Consider the following 15488-nt stretch of genomic DNA (forward strand, 5'->3'; position numbering starts at 1 on the left):
CTCATTGCTTCTTAAGTTTGAGCGCTTAACTCGCTTTTGTCATCGCTGACTTATTGTTCTTGACAGGTTACGTCTTCCGTAACCCGCACTTGGTTCGTCTTGTTCAGTTTTCAAAGGGCTCTGACGTGCTGTCTCCTAACGAGACAACTACTATATTCTATCAGCTCTTCCCACCTTTGTCAACTCCTTTTCCTTACTTTTTTTCAACTAAATACTTTTCTTCTCCTAAACCTCGATCCAACAGCCCTCTGAGACTGCATGACTGCAGGGGTTTGCTGAAGTGTTTCAAGCCACTTAGAAACTCTGCATCCGACTGCAGGCGAAGGCTGGAGCGGCGCAGATAGACATAATCTTGTTTATAAGCAGATAAAAACTCACTGTTTGCTAACAAGTCTTCTAATTTGTCCAAATTTGCTAAAAGACCGACATGAAAGGCAATGGGAGCAAATGTTTGATTTAGGGGCTGGGTGCAGACGCTGCGAAATTCGACTGTCCCGCGCTTAGTTAAACTCTGATACTGATAGCTGCGATGACTGTTAAAATCAGCTTCTTGAGGAGACAATATCGCTTTTTTTCCCTTGAGATTCCATGCTGAAATTTCCTTTTGGAGCAGATAGTCTCTTGCACGAATCGGTTCAAAATAATAAAGTTCCCCATCTCTTTCTGCGCTGAAAATGGCCGAGCCGGAAAGATAGTCAAAGAAGTCATCTTCTGTTTCAAAGCTTCTGCTATTGACACCGACATTTTCTTTGAAGATACCATGCGTGGAATTTTCCCAAAAAATATCCCGCGAAATTTTAAACGGCCAGTCTTGTCCCCAAAATTCCGAGTTGGCAAACAGATAAGCCTTGGCTGCTTCAATTTTGTTAAAAGCATTGATGACACGCAGGTAGTTATCTTTGCTGACATCCAGCTGAACTTGATTCCCGCAGATAAAAGAGCCATATTGAGGAAATTTATGAAAGAAAGGATCTTTTTTGTCTTTAGACAAGGCTAAAAAATCCAGCAGCATTTGATAACGCGGCAGCTTAACTGCACGATTGTCATTTAAATACCAATAAGGGTGAACCCCAAAGCCCTGTATCACGTGGTGATAAGTCCTTAAATAGCTTTGTATAACATCCAAATAGCGATGAAACCTTTTTTCGGCATCCTGAATTCTTTTAACTTTTCCAAAAGCAAACTCTAGCGTATTGTAAGACACTTCAAAAAGAATCCTGTCTTCTGAGTTTTTATCAACAAGCTGAACAGGCTGTCCGTCTGTATCACACTTTTCCACCTCAAAGGGCAGAACTTGAGGAAGGTAAGCCAGTAAAGATTTTGAGACATGCAAATCTGTGGCTGCCTGTTTCAAATTGACAATCGGAAACTCCAGTTCAATTCCTATGTAGAACTCAGGCGCTTCCTTTATGTTAGTAAGGTATCGTTTTTTCAGTAAATCTATAGCTTTTGTCATATGTTGCTCCCCAATGTTTGAGGTTAATTATAACAAAATTTTCAAAGAATTCAAAAAGCGCTTATTTAGGAAGTGCTTCTACTGTTAAAAACATTTCCTAAATAAACGCTGTCGCTTCAATATGATGAGTGTTCCACTAGGAGAGACTCCTAGTGGCAGACCAGAGCTAGACTAAGAATTTTTAAAATTCCATCATCGTAACACTCAACAAAATTGATAAAAATTATACTAATTCGATAATTGCCATTGGGGCAGCATCACCACGGCGCGGTTCTGTTTTAAGAATACGAGTGTATCCGCCGTTGCGTTCTGCATAACGCGGTGCAATTTCTGAAAAAAGTTTTTGAAGAGCTGTCGTTGACGTGTACTTGTCATTAGCTTCATCATAGTTTTCAGATGCAATTTCGTTGCGAACGAATGCAGCAGCTTGACGACGGGCATGAAGATCGCCGCGTTTGCCAAGGGTAATCATTTTTTCCACTGTTTTGCGGATTTCTTTTGCACGAGCTTCTGTTGTTACAATAGATTCGTTGATAAGAAGATCAGTCGTTAAATCACGAAGCATTGCTTTACGTTGTGAGCTAGTACGTCCTAGTTTACGGTAAGCCATTATTTCCTCCTATATTATTATTTATCGTTTTTTAATCCCAAACCAAGATCAGCAAGTTTTACTTTAACTTCCTCAAGGCTCTTGCGTCCAAGATTTCTAACCTTCATCATTTCAGGTTCAGTCTTTTCTGTTAAATCATAGACTGTGTTAATACCAGCACGTTTCAAACAGTTGTATGAACGCACCGATAAATCAAGTTCCTCAATCGTACGATCAAGTACTTTCTCATCAGAAACTTGTTCTGTTTCTTTCATGACATCCGTTGCTTTTGCAACTTCAGTTAAATCAGTGAAGAGATTTAAATGTTCAATCAAAACACGGGCAGATAAACCTAAAGCATCTTCAGGAATAATAGTTCCATTGGTCATGATTTCGATAGTCAGTTTATCAAAATTATCATTGCTGCCGACACGGGCAGGTTCGACCTGATAATTGACTTTCTTAACCGGTGTATAGATAGAGTCTATCGCAAGTGTCCCAACCGGTGCATCATCTTTTTTATTTTCTTCTGCCGGAATATAACCGCGATTAGTATCCACAGTCAGAGTAGCTTTTAGGCTGGCACCTTCAGCAATAGTAAAGAGATAGTGGTCAGGATTAACAATTTCAATGTCGCTGTCTGTTAAAATGTCTCCGGCAGTAATTTCTGCTGGCCCTTCAACATCCAGTTCAATGATTTTTTCCTCTTCAACATAAGATTTTACAGCAAGCCCCTTAAGGTTAAGGATGATTTGCATGACATCTTCGCGCACACCCGGAATGGTATCAAATTCGTGTAGTACCCCATCAATCTTAATTGACGTAACAGCCGCACCCGGAAGTGAAGACAAGAGTACACGACGAAGGGAATTACCTAGAGTTGTACCATAGCCACGTTCAAGCGGTTCAATGACAAATCTGCCGTAATCTTTATTTTCATCAATTTTTGTTATTATTGGTTTTTCAAACTCAATCATCTATTTTACTCCTCTAAAACATTCCTGTGTACTATGAGATTATGATTATACACGACGGCGTTTTGGAGGACGAGCACCATTATGCGGTACAGGAGTCACATCACGAATTGCTGTTACTTCCAGACCAGCAGCTGCAAGCGCACGAATAGCAGATTCACGACCTGAACCCGGCCCTTTTACAGTAACTTCAACAGTCTTAAGACCATGTTCTTGAGCAGATTTAGCAGCAGCTTCTGCAGCCATTTGGGCAGCAAACGGAGTGGATTTACGTGAACCTTTGAATCCAAGCGCACCGGCTGATGACCACGCAAGAGCGTTACCATGCACATCTGTAATCATAACAATAGTGTTATTGAATGTAGCGTGAATATGGGCAATACCAGATTCAATATTTTTCTTCACACGACGTTTACGTGTTGGTTTAGCCAATTTTTTTACCTCCTATTTTTATTTTTTCTTACCAGCAATCGCTACAGCTTTGCCTTTGCGAGTGCGGGCGTTGTTTTTAGTGTTTTGTCCACGGACAGGAAGTCCACGGCGGTGACGGATTCCACGATATGAACCGATTTCCATCAAACGTTTAATGTTGAGGTTAACTTCACGGCGAAGATCTCCTTCAACCTTGATTGCATCAACTTCGCGGCGGATAGCATCTTCTTGATCGGATGTTAAATCTTTCACGCGGATATCTTCTGAAACACCTGCTGCAGCAAGAATTTTTTTAGAAGTCGGCAAACCGATACCATACACATAAGTAAGTGATACGACTACACGTTTGTCGTTTGGAATATCAACTCCAGCAATACGAGCCATTTTTTCTCCTTTCTACTATTATCCTTGACGTTGTTTGTGTTTTGGATTTGTCGGACAAATCACCATAACACGGCCGTTACGGCGAATAACTTTGCAGTATTCGCAAATTGGTTTAACCGATGGTCTTACCTTCATTTTTATCCCTCCATTTATTTCGATTATTTAAAGCGGTATGTGATGCGTCCGCGTGTCAAGTCATAAGGACTCATTTCAACAGTAACCTTATCTCCTACTAAAATACGGATATAATTTTTCCGAATTTTCCCGGATACGGTTGCTAAAATTTGATGCCCATTTTCTAACTCGACTGTAAACATCGCATTCGGCATTGTCTCAACAACTTTGCCTTCAATTTCAATCACATCTTCTTTTGCCACGCAAAAGCCCCCCTAAATTTCGATTTGATGTCCTCTGAGCACAGAGGTAACAATTATAAGCCAGACTAGCTTATTCTATCACTCTTCGCAAGAAAAATCAAGCCACTAAACTGATTTTATTTTAAATTTGACAAAACCTTGTCAATAGCTTCAAAGACCAGCTCAATATCCTGATCGCCTTCAACATCATGAACCAATCCCTTAGCGCGATAATAGTCAATGATTGGCTGACCCTGAGCAATATTCACGTCTAAGCGGCGCTTGACAGCTTCTGGTTTGTCATCCTCACGCTGATAGTAATCTTCTTCATTGTAATCAGCAGGGGGATTAAAAACTTTGTGAAAGGTTTCGCCGGTTTTACGGTTGATGATCCGGCCGCTCAAACGCTCAACCAGCTTATTAGACGCAATCTCAATATTAACCACTGCATCCAATGTCAGACCAAGCTCATTCAAGATAGCAGTCAGCACTTCTGCCTGTTCCAAAGTGCGCGGGTAACCATCAAGAAGAAAACCTTTTTCTTTGATATCTTCCTGTGCCAGACGCTCCTTGACAATGCCATTAGTCACTTCATCAGGAACCAAGTCTCCCTTGTCCATATATGACTTGGCCAAGAGTCCCAATTCTGTTTGATTGGCAATGGCAGCGCGGAACATATCTCCTGTTGAGATATGAACAAGGCCAAACTTCTCAACAATTTTAGCCGCCTGAGTTCCTTTGCCTGCACCAGGCAAGCCCATAATTAAAAGATTCATGATAGTCTCCTTATTTTGTTTTCAAATAAATTCACCAATTTGGCAAACTTATTAAAAAGCAAAATAGAAGGGAGCAGAACATGAACTCAAAAATCAAAGAATTCATTATTCTGCCCCCGCAGCCCTGTCTGCTCTATTAAGCAAACAACTTCTGCGCTTTTAGCGCTTTGCTGTAAAGTGCTGCTTTATTGTCTATTCTGCAGTATTCATGAAACCAACATACTGTCTCTTCAAAAGGTAGCCTTCCAATTGTTTCATTCCTTCAATACCCGTTGAAATAACGATCAAGAGACTGGTTCCTCCCAAAGCTACGCTCGATGACAGGTCAAATTGCTGCTGGGCAACAATAGGACTCAGAGCAACAAAGGCCAGAAAAACTGAACCGATTGTAGCAAGCTTTTTAAGGAGTGATGACAAGTACTCTTCAGTTTCACGCCCGGGTCTGACACTAGGAATATAGGAAGCATTCTTCTGCAGATTCTCTGCTGTCTTTTCCGGATTCACCTGTACGAAAGTATAGAAAAATGAAAACAGAACAATGAGAACCGCATAGACAACCATCCCCGTCGGATTGGTATAGGACAGCCATTCCTGCAAGGTCGCCATCCAAGGAATATCACGGCCGTGTTGGAAAAACGGCAGTATGGTACTTGGAATAGTTGTAATGGAACTTGCAAAGATGACCGGAATAACGCCTGCCGGATTTATCTTTAACGGAAGATAAGAATTCGTCGGCGCACCTTGTGCCAGCTTCGTATATTGGATTGGAATTTTATATTCTGCCTGTTGAACAAAGGTTGTAAAGAAGATGATCAGCAGACTGGCCAAAATCAGCAGTCCTACAAAAATCAAAGAAGTTGTCAGCTCATCAGAACGAATATTGACAAAATAATCTTCATAGACTGATTTTATGGTCTCAGGTATAGAGGAAATAATCCCGGCAAAGATAATCATTGAGACACCGTTGCCGAAACCTTTATCGGAAATTTGATCTCCGATCCAAGTCACAATCACACTTCCTGCCGTTAAAATAGCACCAATTAAAAGAAATGTTTGCATGTTTGGCGTTGATACAATACCGACACTGGAGAGGGCATTGAAACCGTAAGCAATACCAATAGATTGGAAGAAAGCAAGAATCAGCGAAATATAACGCGTCGCTTGATTAAGTTTACGGCGTCCGACTTCACCCTGCTTACCCCATTCAACAAACTTAGGCAATATATCCATTTGTAAGAGCTGAACTACGATCGATGCGGTAATATAAGGGCTGACCCCCATGGAGAAAACGGAGAAGTTACTCATGGCATTACCGCTGACCAGATTTAGCATATTTAAAAATGGCAGATCACTTATTTGTTCAAGACTTTTAGCATTGATGCCTGGTACAGTGATGTGCGTACCAACACGAAACACAAAGATGATAAAAATTGTAAAGAAAATCTTTTTTCTAACACTTTTCACCTTCAGGGCGTCTTTTAAAAGTCTAAAAAACATTAGATCACCTCGATTGAACCACCTTTAGCAGTGATTGCTGCTTCAGCAGATTTTGAGAATTTAGCTGCTTTAACAGTTAATTTTTTAGTCAATTCGCCGTTACCAAGAATTTTAACCCCTGATTTTTCATTGCGAACGATTCCTGCTTCTTTAAGAACAGCAGGAGTAACTTCTGCACCATCTTCAAAGACATTTAATTTGTCAAGGTTAACAAGTGCATATTCTTTAGCATTGATATTTGTAAATCCGCGTTTTGGAAGACGGCGGAAAAGCGGAGTTTGACCGCCTTCAAATCCGGGACGGATGCTGCCGCCGCTGCGGGATTTTTGGCCCTTTTGACCGCGGCCTGCAGTTTTACCGTTACCTGATGATGAACCACGTCCAACACGGTTGCGAACTTTGCGAGAACCTTGAGCAGGTTTTAATTCATGAAGTTTCATTTAAATTTTTCTCCTTATTTGTAAAATGCTAACGCCTCTACAGGGGAAAAGGTGTTCCCTGTAAAGACTCGCCTATACGAATTTATATTGCATTCAAGCCGCAGCGATAAATCGCTGCGACTTGATAAATTTCAGCAGCTGACTGTGCAGCTCCTTCCAGCCAAAGCCGGAGGTACCTGTACAGCCAGCTTTGCAAGGACAGGCATGATCAATGGTGAGAAAGCTGTTTTCTCATCATTTCAGCTGACCGATGTTAGTTAACTTCTTCTACAGTCACTAAGTGTGAAACTTTGTTGACCATACCGCGAATAGCCGGGTTGTCTTCTTTGACAACTGAGCTGTTCAATTTACCAAGTCCAAGGGCAACAACGGTTTTACGCTGTGCAGGAATGCGGCCGATTGGAGACTTAGTCAAAGTAATTTTAAGTTGTGCCATGACTTCTCCTTTCTTATGCTAAATCAGAAACTGAAACACCGCGAAGGGCAGCAACATCTTCTGCACGTTTAAGCTGTTTCAAGCCTTCAACTGTTGCGCGAACAATGTTGATTGGAGTGTTTGAACCGAGTGATTTAGATGTGATATCTGCCACACCGGCCAATTCCACAACGGCACGAACTGCACCGCCGGCAGCAACTCCAGCACCTTCTACAGCTGGTTTCAGCAAGACACGAGCACCGCCAAATTCTGAACGCACTTCGTGAGGAATTGTTGTTCCAACCATTGGTACTTCAATCATATTTTTCTTAGCAGTATCTACTGCCTTGCGAATAGCTTCCGGTACTTCCTGAGCCTTACCGGTACCAAAGCCTACACGGCCGTTACGGTCTCCAACAACTACAAGAGCAGCAAAGCGAAGACGGCGTCCGCCTTTAACAACTTTTGTAACACGGTTAATCGCAACAACGCGTTCTTCAAGTTCTACTGCATTATCTTTAAATGCCATTATTAAGTGTCCTCCCTATTAGAATTTCAATCCGTTTTCACGAGCTGCATCAGCCAAAGCTTTAACACGTCCGTGATAGAGATATCCACCGCGGTCAAACACCACTTCAGAAATACCTTTAGCTACTGCGCGTTCAGCAACGAGTTTCCCAACAACAACGGCTTGTTCTGTTTTAGTTCCTTTTGAAACTTCTTTGTCAAGAGTTGAAGCACTTGCGAGCGTTACACCCGCTACGTCATCAATTACTTGAGCGTAGATGCCTGTATTAGAACGGAAAACGTTCAAACGTGGGCGATCAGCAGTTCCAGAGAGTTTACCGCGAACGCGACGGTGGCGTTTTTGACGGATTTTATTTTTATCTGGTTTCGAAATCACAATTTTTACCTCTTAAATTTTATAATTATCAAACTGACAAAGTTGTTCTATAGCAGCTGCAGTATATTACAAATGCTATTAAACTAATCTTATTTACCTGTTTTACCTTCTTTGCGGCGTACATATTCACCAGCGTAACGAATACCTTTGCCTTTATATGGCTCAGGAGCACGGAGTCCGCGGATATAAGCAGCTGTCTGACCGACAACTTCCTTATTGATTCCGTTTACGATGATAGCTGTAGCGGACGGAACTTCAAAAGTAATTCCTTCCGGAGCTTCCACTTCATCTTGGTGAGATTTACCAACAGAAAGCACAAGTTTTTTTCCTTGAAGCTGAGCACGGTAACCGACACCCTGCATTTCAAGTTCTTTTTTGAAACCTTCAGAAACGCCGACAACCATGTTATTCAAGTTGGCACGGGTTGTACCGTGGATTGTTTTCATTTCTTTAGAATCATTTGGACGGTGAAGAGATACTTCAGTACCTTCAACCTTGATTTCAATAGCTTTTGGAAACTCACGAGTAAGTTCCCCTTTAGGTCCTTTTACAGTAACGACATTGTCTTTATTGCTCAGTTCTACACCGGCAGGCAATGTAATCACCTTATTACCAATACGTGACATAAATTATTTTCTCCTGTTAGATTATCAAGCCGCTCTTTGAACGACCAGTTTTCACGGGGTGCTCATGATACAAAGGGCGTCAAAAACCAAAGTGAAAATAGGAAACTTGACGCAGAAACTCAGGTTTCTAGGAAAGTTTATCTTTTTCACACAGGTTTTAGCCCGTATTCAAATGAGCAGTTTTTTGGATATCTCTTACGGGATTACCAAACGTAAGCCACCACTTCGCCTCCAACGTTCTTTTGACGGGCTTCTCTGTCAGTCAAAAGTCCTTCTGAAGTTGAAATGATTGCAATTCCAAGTCCGTTAAGAACTTTGGGAACTTCTGTACTTTTCGTATAAATACGAAGACCTGGTTTAGAGATACGTTTTAAGCCGGTGATAACTTTTTCACCATTTTGTCCGTATTTAAGAAAAACACGGATGATTCCTTGTTTATCATCTTCGACGACTTCAACATTTTTCACAAAGCCTTCGCGTTTAAGAATTTCAGCAATTCCCTTTTTGATGTTTGATGCAGGAGCTTCAACAACACTGTGATTCGCTTGGTTTGCATTGCGGATACGTGTCAGAAAGTCTGCAATCGGGTCAGTCATAACCATTTATTTTTTCTCCTCTTACTAGTAGTTTGAAGTTTTCACTTGCTAGTTAATGATGCCTGTACGGCATTTTGATAACTTTTCAGTTAAAAAGTTGATTTGAACTAAGGATAAAGCCTTAGTATCATTTCATTTGAACTCGGGCTACGGCCTGTGTGAAAAAGAGAAATCCACCTAGAACGCAAGCGTTCGTCGTTAGATTTCCTATTTTCACTTAGTCCGTCACGCCCTTAGTATCATTTAATTACCAAGACGCTTTTGTTACGCCGGGAATTTGTCCCTTGTAAGCTAATTCGCGGAAGCAGACACGGCAAAGTTTAAATTTGCGGTAGACTGAATGCGGACGGCCGCATTTTTCACAACGGGTATAAGCTTGCGTAGAGAATTTTGCCGGGCGTTTGCTCTTAGCAACCATAGATTTTTTAGCCAAATTTAAACCTCCTTATTATTTTGCAAAAGGCATTCCAAGGCCTGTAAGCAATTCACGTGATTCTTCATCGGTATTAGCAGTTGTTACGATAACAATATCAAGACCGCGTACTCTGTCAACATTATCAAAGTTGATTTCCGGGAAGATCAATTGTTCTTTAATGCCGAGTGTGTAGTTGCCGCGTCCGTCAAATGATTTTGTCGGCACGCCGTGGAAGTCACGCACACGCGGAAGTGATACAGTAACCAATTTATCCAAGAATTCATACATGCGTTCGCCACGAAGGGTAACTTTCGCACCGATAGCAACCCCTTCACGAAGACGGAAGCCGGCGATTGATTTCTTAGCTTTAGTGATAAGTGGTTTTTGACCTGAGATAAGCGCCAATTCATCAGCAGCTTTTTCAAGGTTTTTAGCATTTGATACAGCGTCACCAACACCCATGTTAAGGACGATTTTTTCAACCTTAGGCACAGCCATTACAGATGAGTAGCTGAATTTTTCTGTCAATGCAGGAACTACTTCATTAAGATATTTTTCTTTTAAGCGATTTGCCATTATACTTCTCCTTTCCTTCGTGATTAATCAAGCACTTCGCCTGACTTTTTGTTGTAACGAACTTTTTTGCCGTCAACAAACTTGTAACCGACACGTCCAGCAACGCCGTTTTTGTCAAGGACTTGAACGTTTGATGCATGGATTGGTGCTTCTTTTTCCACAATAGCACCTTGAGGGTTTTCGTTGTTTGGTTTTTGATGTTTCTTGATGATAGCTACACCTTCAACAACAACTTTATTTACTTTTGGAAGAGCTTTGAGGACTACAGCTTCTACGCCTTTGTCCTTGCCAGCAATAACGCGAACTTTATCGCCTTTTTTTACAAACATTTGAGTTATTCTCCTCTGTATATTTCTTACGCCCTATGGGCACCCTGACAAATTGTCAGGGGACTTCGTTTGTGTTTAAATTAAAGTACTTCTGGTGCCAATGACACGATTCTCATGAAGTTGCCTTCACGCAGTTCACGAGCTACCGGACCAAAGATACGAGTTCCGCGAGGTGTTTTATCATCACGGATAAGAACAGCTGCATTCTCATCGAACTTGATGTATGAACCATCAGCACGACGAGCACCTGATTTGGTACGAACGATAACGGCTTTGACAACGTCACCCTTTTTAACCGCACCACCAGGAGTAGCTTGTTTTACTGAAGCAACGATAACATCACCGATGTTAGCGAATTTACGGCCTGACCCACCAAGAACTTTGATAGTCAAGATTTCGCGAGCACCGCTGTTGTCAGCGACTTTTAAACGACTTTCTGATTGAATCATTTAAGTTTTTCTCCTTTCAGGTTTGATTAAATAATAACAGCTTCTTCAACCACTTCAACAAGGCGGAAATGCTTTGTTGCTGAAAGCGGACGAGTTTCCATGATGCGGACAATATCGCCTTCTTTGGCAACATTGTTTTCATCATGTGCCTTATATTTTTTAGAGTAGTTAATACGTTTACCATAGACTGGGTGGTTACGTTTTGTTTCAACTACAACTGTGATTGTTTTGTCCATTTTATCTGATACAACACGACCAACTAATGTTCTACGTTGTTTACGTTCCATTTAAAAGACTCCTTTCCCAATCTATTATTTGTTTTCAGACTGCACTGTTTTCACACGTGCAATTTGCTTTTTAACTTCGTTCAAACGGGCAGTTTGATCAAGTTGACCTGCTGCAGCTTGGAAACGAAGATCAAAAAGTTCTTTTTTCAGTTCGTTTTCTTTCTTAGCAAGTTCTTCTTGAGAAAGACCACGAAGCTCTTTAACAAAATCTTTAATTTCTTGAAGTTTCATGTTTTCTCCTTATTCTGCTTCACGTTTCACGAATTTCGTCTTAACCGGCAGCTTGTGGCTGGCAAGGCGAAGCGCCTCACGAGCAACTTCTTCCGGTACACCGGCAATTTCAAACATGATTTTGCCGCGTTTAACCGGCGCTACCCATCCTTCAGGAGCACCTTTCCCTGAACCCATACGCACACCGATAGCTTTAGCAGTGTATGATTTATGAGGGAAGATTTTAATCCAAACTTTACCGCCACGTTTCATGTAACGCGTCATTGCGATACGGGCAGCTTCGATTTGGCGGTTGGTAATCCAGTGGCTGGTTGTAGCCTGAAGACCGTATTCTCCGAATGCTACTTCTTTTCCGCCTTTAGCTTCACCGCGCATTTTTCCGCGGAACTCACGACGGTGTTTAACACGTTTAGGTACTAACATTTGTTATTTGCCTCCTTTAGTGTTTTTACGAGCTGGAAGAATTTCACCACGGTAAATCCAAACTTTAACACCGAGCTTACCATAAGTTGTATCAGCTTCTTCCCAAGCATAGTCGATATCCGCACGCAGTGTGTGAAGCGGAACAGTTCCTTCTGAGTATCCTTCGCTGCGGGCAATATCTGCACCGTTCAAGCGGCCTGATACCTGAGTTTTAATTCCTTTAGCACCCGCACGCATTGTACGTTGGATAGCTTGTTTTTGTGCACGGCGGAAAGCAACACGCTGCTCAAGTTGACGAGCGATGTTTTCACCAACAAGGTGAGCATCAAGATCCGGTGATTTAATTTCAACGATATTGATGTGAACTTGTTTTCCAGTCAATTTGTTAAGTTGCGCACGAAGAGCGTCAACATTTGCTCCGCCTTTACCGATAACCATACCTGGTTTTGCAGTATGAAGGGAAACATTTACTTTGTTTACTGCGCGTTCGATTTCAATAGTTGAAATTGAAGCGTCAGCCAATTCTTTTTGAATGAATTTACGGATTGCAAGATCTTCATGAAGGTAATCCGCGTATTCTTTTTCAGCATACCATTTCGCATCCCAGTCACGGATGATCCCGACACGCATACCAATTGGATGTACTTTTTGACCCACGATTTTACCTCCTTATTTTTCTGCAACAACTACTGTGACGTGAGTTGTGCGTTTGTTGATTGGTGAAGCTGAACCTTTGGCACGCGGACGGAAACGTTTCATGGTTGGTCCTTCGTTAGCAAATGTTTCAGATACTACCAAATTAGCTTTTTCCAAACCAAAGTTATTTTCTGCATTGGCAACTGCTGAATTAAGCGTCTTTTCAACGATGCGTGCTGCTTTGTTTGGAGTGAATTTCAAGATTGCGATTGCGTCAGCAACGTTCTTACCACGGATAAGATCAAGAACAAGACGTGTTTTACGAGGTGAAACACGCACTGTACGAGCCATTGCTTTAGCTGAAGTAATTTCTGCCATTGTGTCCTCCTCCTATTAACGACGTGTTTTCTTATCGTCAGCTGCGTGACCTTTGTAAGTACGTGTTGGTGCAAATTCACCAAGCTTGTGACCTACCATGTCTTCCTGAATGTAAACAGGAACATGTTTGCGGCCGTCATAAACTGCGATTGTATATCCGATGAAACTTGGGAAAATCGTTGAACGACGTGACCAAGTTTTGATAACTTTTTTCTTTTCGTCATTAGCTTGAGCTTCGATTTTTTTCATCAAATGCTCATCGACGAAAGGTCCTTTTTTAAGACTGCGTCCCATTATGTTATTTTCTCCTTTAAATAAATGTACCACAGCGGCTTGGGAAGCGGAAAAAGTCCAAATTGAGCTTTTTCCTGACAGACCCTACCGAGCTGGCGGAATGTATAAGCCGGTCAGCTAACCGGCTAAATGCAGCAGCTGAGGGTAAAATAGTTTTGTTTTGCAACTCACTTTTTTCCTCGTCAACTGTGCAGAGGTTTTGCTGTGAAAGATCAACAACTTTCTGATCGGCTGGCTATTTTTCGTTGCGGCGACGAACGATAAGTTTATTTGATCTAGCTTTTTTATTGCGTGTTTTAAGACCAAGCGCAGGTTTACCCCATGGAGTAGACGGCGCTTTACGTCCAACCGGTGCTTTACCTTCACCACCACCGTGCGGGTGATCATTAGGGTTCATTACAGAACCGCGAACAGTTGGGCGAACACCTTTCCAGCGGCTGCGTCCTGCTTTACCATAGTTAACCAAACCATGCTGTTCATTGCCGACTGTACCTACTGTAGCACGGCACGTTCCAAGAACCATGCGAACTTCGCCTGATTGAAGACGAACGAGCACATACTTCCCTTCTTGACCAAGTACTTGAGCAGAAGCTCCGGCTGCACGAACAAGTTCTGCACCTTTGCCCGGTTTTAACTCAATGTTGTGGATAACTGTACCGACTGGAATATTAGCAAGCGGAAGTGCATTTCCGACTTTGATGTCTGCTTCAGGTCCTGAAACGATGTGCTGACCGACTTCCAGCCCTTTCGGCGCAATAATATAAGCCTTAACACCGTCAACATAGTGCACAAGTGCAATGTTAGCTGAGCGGTTTGGATCGTATTCGATTGTTTTAACAACTGCTTCAACACCGTCTTTATTACGTTTGAAATCAATCAACCGGTAGTGGCGCTTGTGTCCGCCGCCTTGATGGCGAACAGTGATACGGCCGTTATTGTTGCGGCCGGCCTTGCTTTTCAGCGGAGCAAGCAATGATTTCTCGGGAGTGCTTGTAGTGATTTCAGCAAAATCCAAAGAAGTCATATTGCGACGGCCATTTGTCGTTGGTTTATAAACTTTAATACCCACCTTATTTCCTCCTTAGATTACTCTGCTTCAGCAGCTGCAAACAACTCGATTTCTTTTGAATCAGCTGTAAGAGTGATGATAGCCTTTTTAGTTCTGTTTGTGAAGCCTGTATAGCGGCCGACACGTTTTTGTTTTGGTTTTACATTTACTGTACGGACACTGGCAACTTTCACACCGTCAAATGCTGCTTCAACAGCTTGTTTGATCAAGAGTTTGTGTGCGCGAGTATCAACTTCAAATGTATATTTCCCTTCTTCAAGGGCAACCATTGATTTTTCAGTAACAACAGGTTTTTTAATGACGTCGTACAAATTCATTATGCAAGAACCTCCTCGATATTAGAGATTGCTTCTTTAGTAACAAGAAGTTTGTCGCTGTTTACGATATCAAGGACACTTGCAGTTGCTGCTGTAGCAACCTTTACATTTGGAAGGTTACGAGCTGATAATTCAGCAAATTTGTTTCCTTCTTCAAGAATAACAAGTACTTTTGAATCAATGCTGAGTGCAGCAAGTGCCTGTGCAAATTCTTTAGTTTTCGGAGTTTCGAAAGAAAGAGCATCTACAGCTACAAATTTTTCATCAGCAACTTTTGCTGAATAAACGGATTTCAACGCAAGGCGACGAACTTTTTGCGGAAGTTTGTAGCCGTATGAACGCGGAGTCGGTCCGAAGACAACACCACCGCCGCGCCATTGTGGTGAGCGGATAGAACCTTGACGCGCACGTCCAGTTCCTTTTTGACGCCATGGTTTACGACCGCCGCCTGATACTGCTGAACGATTTTTAACCGCATGAGTACCTTGGCGAAGATTAGCACGTTGGCTGATAACAACATCAAATACTACTGATTCGTTTGGTTCAATTCCAAAGACAGCATCATTAAGTGTCACTTGACCAGCTTCTTTACCAGTTTGGTCAAATAGTTTTACGTTTGCCATGTTAACTGATTTCCCC

At 42.0% G+C, this 15488-nt stretch carries 28 protein-coding genes; all 28 read right to left on the bottom strand.

What is annotated here, in order from left to right:
• Nucleotides 1-193 precede the first annotated feature (193 nt).
• The 28 genes from AC4HAF_RS07430 to rplD all read right to left on the bottom strand — a co-directional run bounded on the left by AC4HAF_RS07430 (nucleotide 194) and on the right by rplD (nucleotide 15472).
• Nucleotides 194-1456 (bottom strand): glutamate-cysteine ligase family protein, encoded by a 1263-nt coding sequence (locus AC4HAF_RS07430; RefSeq protein ID WP_491097265.1) that lies wholly within the window; start codon nucleotides 1454-1456, stop codon nucleotides 194-196.
• 223 nt (nucleotides 1457-1679) lie between these two features.
• Nucleotides 1680-2066 carry a 50S ribosomal protein L17 gene (gene rplQ / locus AC4HAF_RS07435; RefSeq protein ID WP_027974865.1) on the bottom strand — a complete coding sequence of 129 codons (387 nt, stop codon included), beginning with the start codon at nucleotides 2064-2066 and terminating at the stop codon, nucleotides 1680-1682.
• 17 nt (nucleotides 2067-2083) lie between these two features.
• Nucleotides 2084-3022 carry a DNA-directed RNA polymerase subunit alpha gene (locus AC4HAF_RS07440; protein ID WP_491097266.1) on the bottom strand — a complete coding sequence of 313 codons (939 nt, stop codon included), beginning with the start codon at nucleotides 3020-3022 and terminating at the stop codon, nucleotides 2084-2086.
• Between the two features lie 45 nt (nucleotides 3023-3067).
• Nucleotides 3068-3451, bottom strand: a complete 384-nt coding sequence (rpsK, locus tag AC4HAF_RS07445) for a 30S ribosomal protein S11 (RefSeq protein WP_003080097.1) — start codon at nucleotides 3449-3451, stop codon at nucleotides 3068-3070.
• An 18-nt stretch (nucleotides 3452-3469) separates the two neighbouring features.
• Nucleotides 3470-3835 carry a 30S ribosomal protein S13 gene (gene rpsM / locus AC4HAF_RS07450; RefSeq protein ID WP_002262317.1) on the bottom strand — a complete coding sequence of 122 codons (366 nt, stop codon included), beginning with the start codon at nucleotides 3833-3835 and terminating at the stop codon, nucleotides 3470-3472.
• Between the two features lie 18 nt (nucleotides 3836-3853).
• Complete coding sequence (gene rpmJ, locus AC4HAF_RS07455; RefSeq protein ID WP_000868345.1) at nucleotides 3854-3970, bottom strand: 50S ribosomal protein L36; 117 nt, start codon at nucleotides 3968-3970, stop codon at nucleotides 3854-3856.
• A gap of 23 nt (nucleotides 3971-3993) precedes the next feature.
• Entirely contained in the window at nucleotides 3994-4212 is a 219-nt protein-coding gene (gene infA, locus AC4HAF_RS07460) for a translation initiation factor IF-1 (RefSeq protein ID WP_002262318.1), read from the bottom strand.
• A 116-nt stretch (nucleotides 4213-4328) separates the two neighbouring features.
• Complete coding sequence (locus AC4HAF_RS07465; protein ID WP_491097267.1) at nucleotides 4329-4967, bottom strand: adenylate kinase; 639 nt, start codon at nucleotides 4965-4967, stop codon at nucleotides 4329-4331.
• Between the two features lie 192 nt (nucleotides 4968-5159).
• The gene (secY, locus tag AC4HAF_RS07470; protein ID WP_491097268.1) at nucleotides 5160-6464 is read right to left on the bottom strand and encodes a preprotein translocase subunit SecY; all 1305 of its coding nucleotides are present in this window, start codon (nucleotides 6462-6464) and stop codon (nucleotides 5160-5162) included.
• On the bottom strand, nucleotides 6464-6904 hold the full coding sequence (gene rplO / locus AC4HAF_RS07475) for a 50S ribosomal protein L15 (protein ID WP_027974861.1): 441 nt from the start codon (nucleotides 6902-6904) through the stop codon (nucleotides 6464-6466). Before rplO ends, secY begins: the two co-directional genes overlap by 1 nt.
• 253 nt (nucleotides 6905-7157) lie before the next feature.
• The gene (rpmD, locus tag AC4HAF_RS07480; protein ID WP_491092220.1) at nucleotides 7158-7340 is read right to left on the bottom strand and encodes a 50S ribosomal protein L30; all 183 of its coding nucleotides are present in this window, start codon (nucleotides 7338-7340) and stop codon (nucleotides 7158-7160) included.
• Between the two features lie 13 nt (nucleotides 7341-7353).
• The gene (rpsE, locus tag AC4HAF_RS07485; protein WP_027974859.1) at nucleotides 7354-7848 is read right to left on the bottom strand and encodes a 30S ribosomal protein S5; all 495 of its coding nucleotides are present in this window, start codon (nucleotides 7846-7848) and stop codon (nucleotides 7354-7356) included.
• A gap of 18 nt (nucleotides 7849-7866) precedes the next feature.
• Nucleotides 7867-8223, bottom strand: coding sequence for a 50S ribosomal protein L18 (rplR, locus tag AC4HAF_RS07490; RefSeq protein WP_003010871.1), 357 nt, complete (start codon nucleotides 8221-8223; stop codon nucleotides 7867-7869).
• 89 nt (nucleotides 8224-8312) lie between these two features.
• A complete protein-coding gene (gene rplF / locus AC4HAF_RS07495) occupies nucleotides 8313-8849 on the bottom strand; it encodes a 50S ribosomal protein L6 (RefSeq protein ID WP_491092221.1) in 537 nt (178 codons plus the stop codon).
• A 203-nt stretch (nucleotides 8850-9052) separates the two neighbouring features.
• Nucleotides 9053-9451 (bottom strand): 30S ribosomal protein S8, encoded by a 399-nt coding sequence (rpsH, locus tag AC4HAF_RS07500; protein ID WP_491092222.1) that lies wholly within the window; start codon nucleotides 9449-9451, stop codon nucleotides 9053-9055.
• Nucleotides 9452-9692: 241 nt separating this feature from the next.
• The gene (locus AC4HAF_RS07505) at nucleotides 9693-9878 is read right to left on the bottom strand and encodes a type Z 30S ribosomal protein S14 (RefSeq protein ID WP_002262327.1); all 186 of its coding nucleotides are present in this window, start codon (nucleotides 9876-9878) and stop codon (nucleotides 9693-9695) included.
• A 15-nt stretch (nucleotides 9879-9893) separates the two neighbouring features.
• On the bottom strand, nucleotides 9894-10436 hold the full coding sequence (rplE, locus tag AC4HAF_RS07510; protein WP_491092223.1) for a 50S ribosomal protein L5: 543 nt from the start codon (nucleotides 10434-10436) through the stop codon (nucleotides 9894-9896).
• A gap of 23 nt (nucleotides 10437-10459) precedes the next feature.
• Entirely contained in the window at nucleotides 10460-10765 is a 306-nt protein-coding gene (rplX, locus tag AC4HAF_RS07515) for a 50S ribosomal protein L24 (protein WP_003086898.1), read from the bottom strand.
• 80 nt (nucleotides 10766-10845) lie between these two features.
• Nucleotides 10846-11214 carry a 50S ribosomal protein L14 gene (rplN, locus tag AC4HAF_RS07520; RefSeq protein ID WP_491092224.1) on the bottom strand — a complete coding sequence of 123 codons (369 nt, stop codon included), beginning with the start codon at nucleotides 11212-11214 and terminating at the stop codon, nucleotides 10846-10848.
• Nucleotides 11215-11240: 26 nt separating this feature from the next.
• Entirely contained in the window at nucleotides 11241-11501 is a 261-nt protein-coding gene (gene rpsQ / locus AC4HAF_RS07525) for a 30S ribosomal protein S17 (RefSeq protein ID WP_003086900.1), read from the bottom strand.
• Nucleotides 11502-11525: 24 nt separating this feature from the next.
• Nucleotides 11526-11732: a 50S ribosomal protein L29 gene (rpmC, locus tag AC4HAF_RS07530; protein ID WP_003086901.1), complete on the bottom strand. Its 207-nt coding sequence runs from the start codon at nucleotides 11730-11732 to the stop codon at nucleotides 11526-11528.
• A gap of 9 nt (nucleotides 11733-11741) precedes the next feature.
• Nucleotides 11742-12155: a 50S ribosomal protein L16 gene (rplP, locus tag AC4HAF_RS07535; protein WP_003075193.1), complete on the bottom strand. Its 414-nt coding sequence runs from the start codon at nucleotides 12153-12155 to the stop codon at nucleotides 11742-11744.
• 3 nt (nucleotides 12156-12158) lie between these two features.
• On the bottom strand, nucleotides 12159-12812 hold the full coding sequence (gene rpsC, locus AC4HAF_RS07540; protein WP_491097269.1) for a 30S ribosomal protein S3: 654 nt from the start codon (nucleotides 12810-12812) through the stop codon (nucleotides 12159-12161).
• Between the two features lie 12 nt (nucleotides 12813-12824).
• On the bottom strand, nucleotides 12825-13169 hold the full coding sequence (rplV, locus tag AC4HAF_RS07545; RefSeq protein ID WP_027974854.1) for a 50S ribosomal protein L22: 345 nt from the start codon (nucleotides 13167-13169) through the stop codon (nucleotides 12825-12827).
• Between the two features lie 15 nt (nucleotides 13170-13184).
• Nucleotides 13185-13463, bottom strand: a complete 279-nt coding sequence (gene rpsS, locus AC4HAF_RS07550; RefSeq protein ID WP_003086904.1) for a 30S ribosomal protein S19 — start codon at nucleotides 13461-13463, stop codon at nucleotides 13185-13187.
• Nucleotides 13464-13698: 235 nt separating this feature from the next.
• On the bottom strand, nucleotides 13699-14532 hold the full coding sequence (gene rplB, locus AC4HAF_RS07555) for a 50S ribosomal protein L2 (protein ID WP_491097270.1): 834 nt from the start codon (nucleotides 14530-14532) through the stop codon (nucleotides 13699-13701).
• Nucleotides 14533-14549: 17 nt separating this feature from the next.
• On the bottom strand, nucleotides 14550-14849 hold the full coding sequence (locus AC4HAF_RS07560; RefSeq protein WP_491092227.1) for a 50S ribosomal protein L23: 300 nt from the start codon (nucleotides 14847-14849) through the stop codon (nucleotides 14550-14552).
• Nucleotides 14849-15472, bottom strand: coding sequence for a 50S ribosomal protein L4 (gene rplD / locus AC4HAF_RS07565; protein ID WP_491092228.1), 624 nt, complete (start codon nucleotides 15470-15472; stop codon nucleotides 14849-14851). The genes AC4HAF_RS07560 and rplD overlap by 1 nt, the downstream gene beginning before the upstream one ends.
• Nucleotides 15473-15488: the final 16 nt, after the last annotated feature.

The sequence above is a fragment of the Streptococcus sp. ELY_90 genome, from assembly GCF_058314475.1.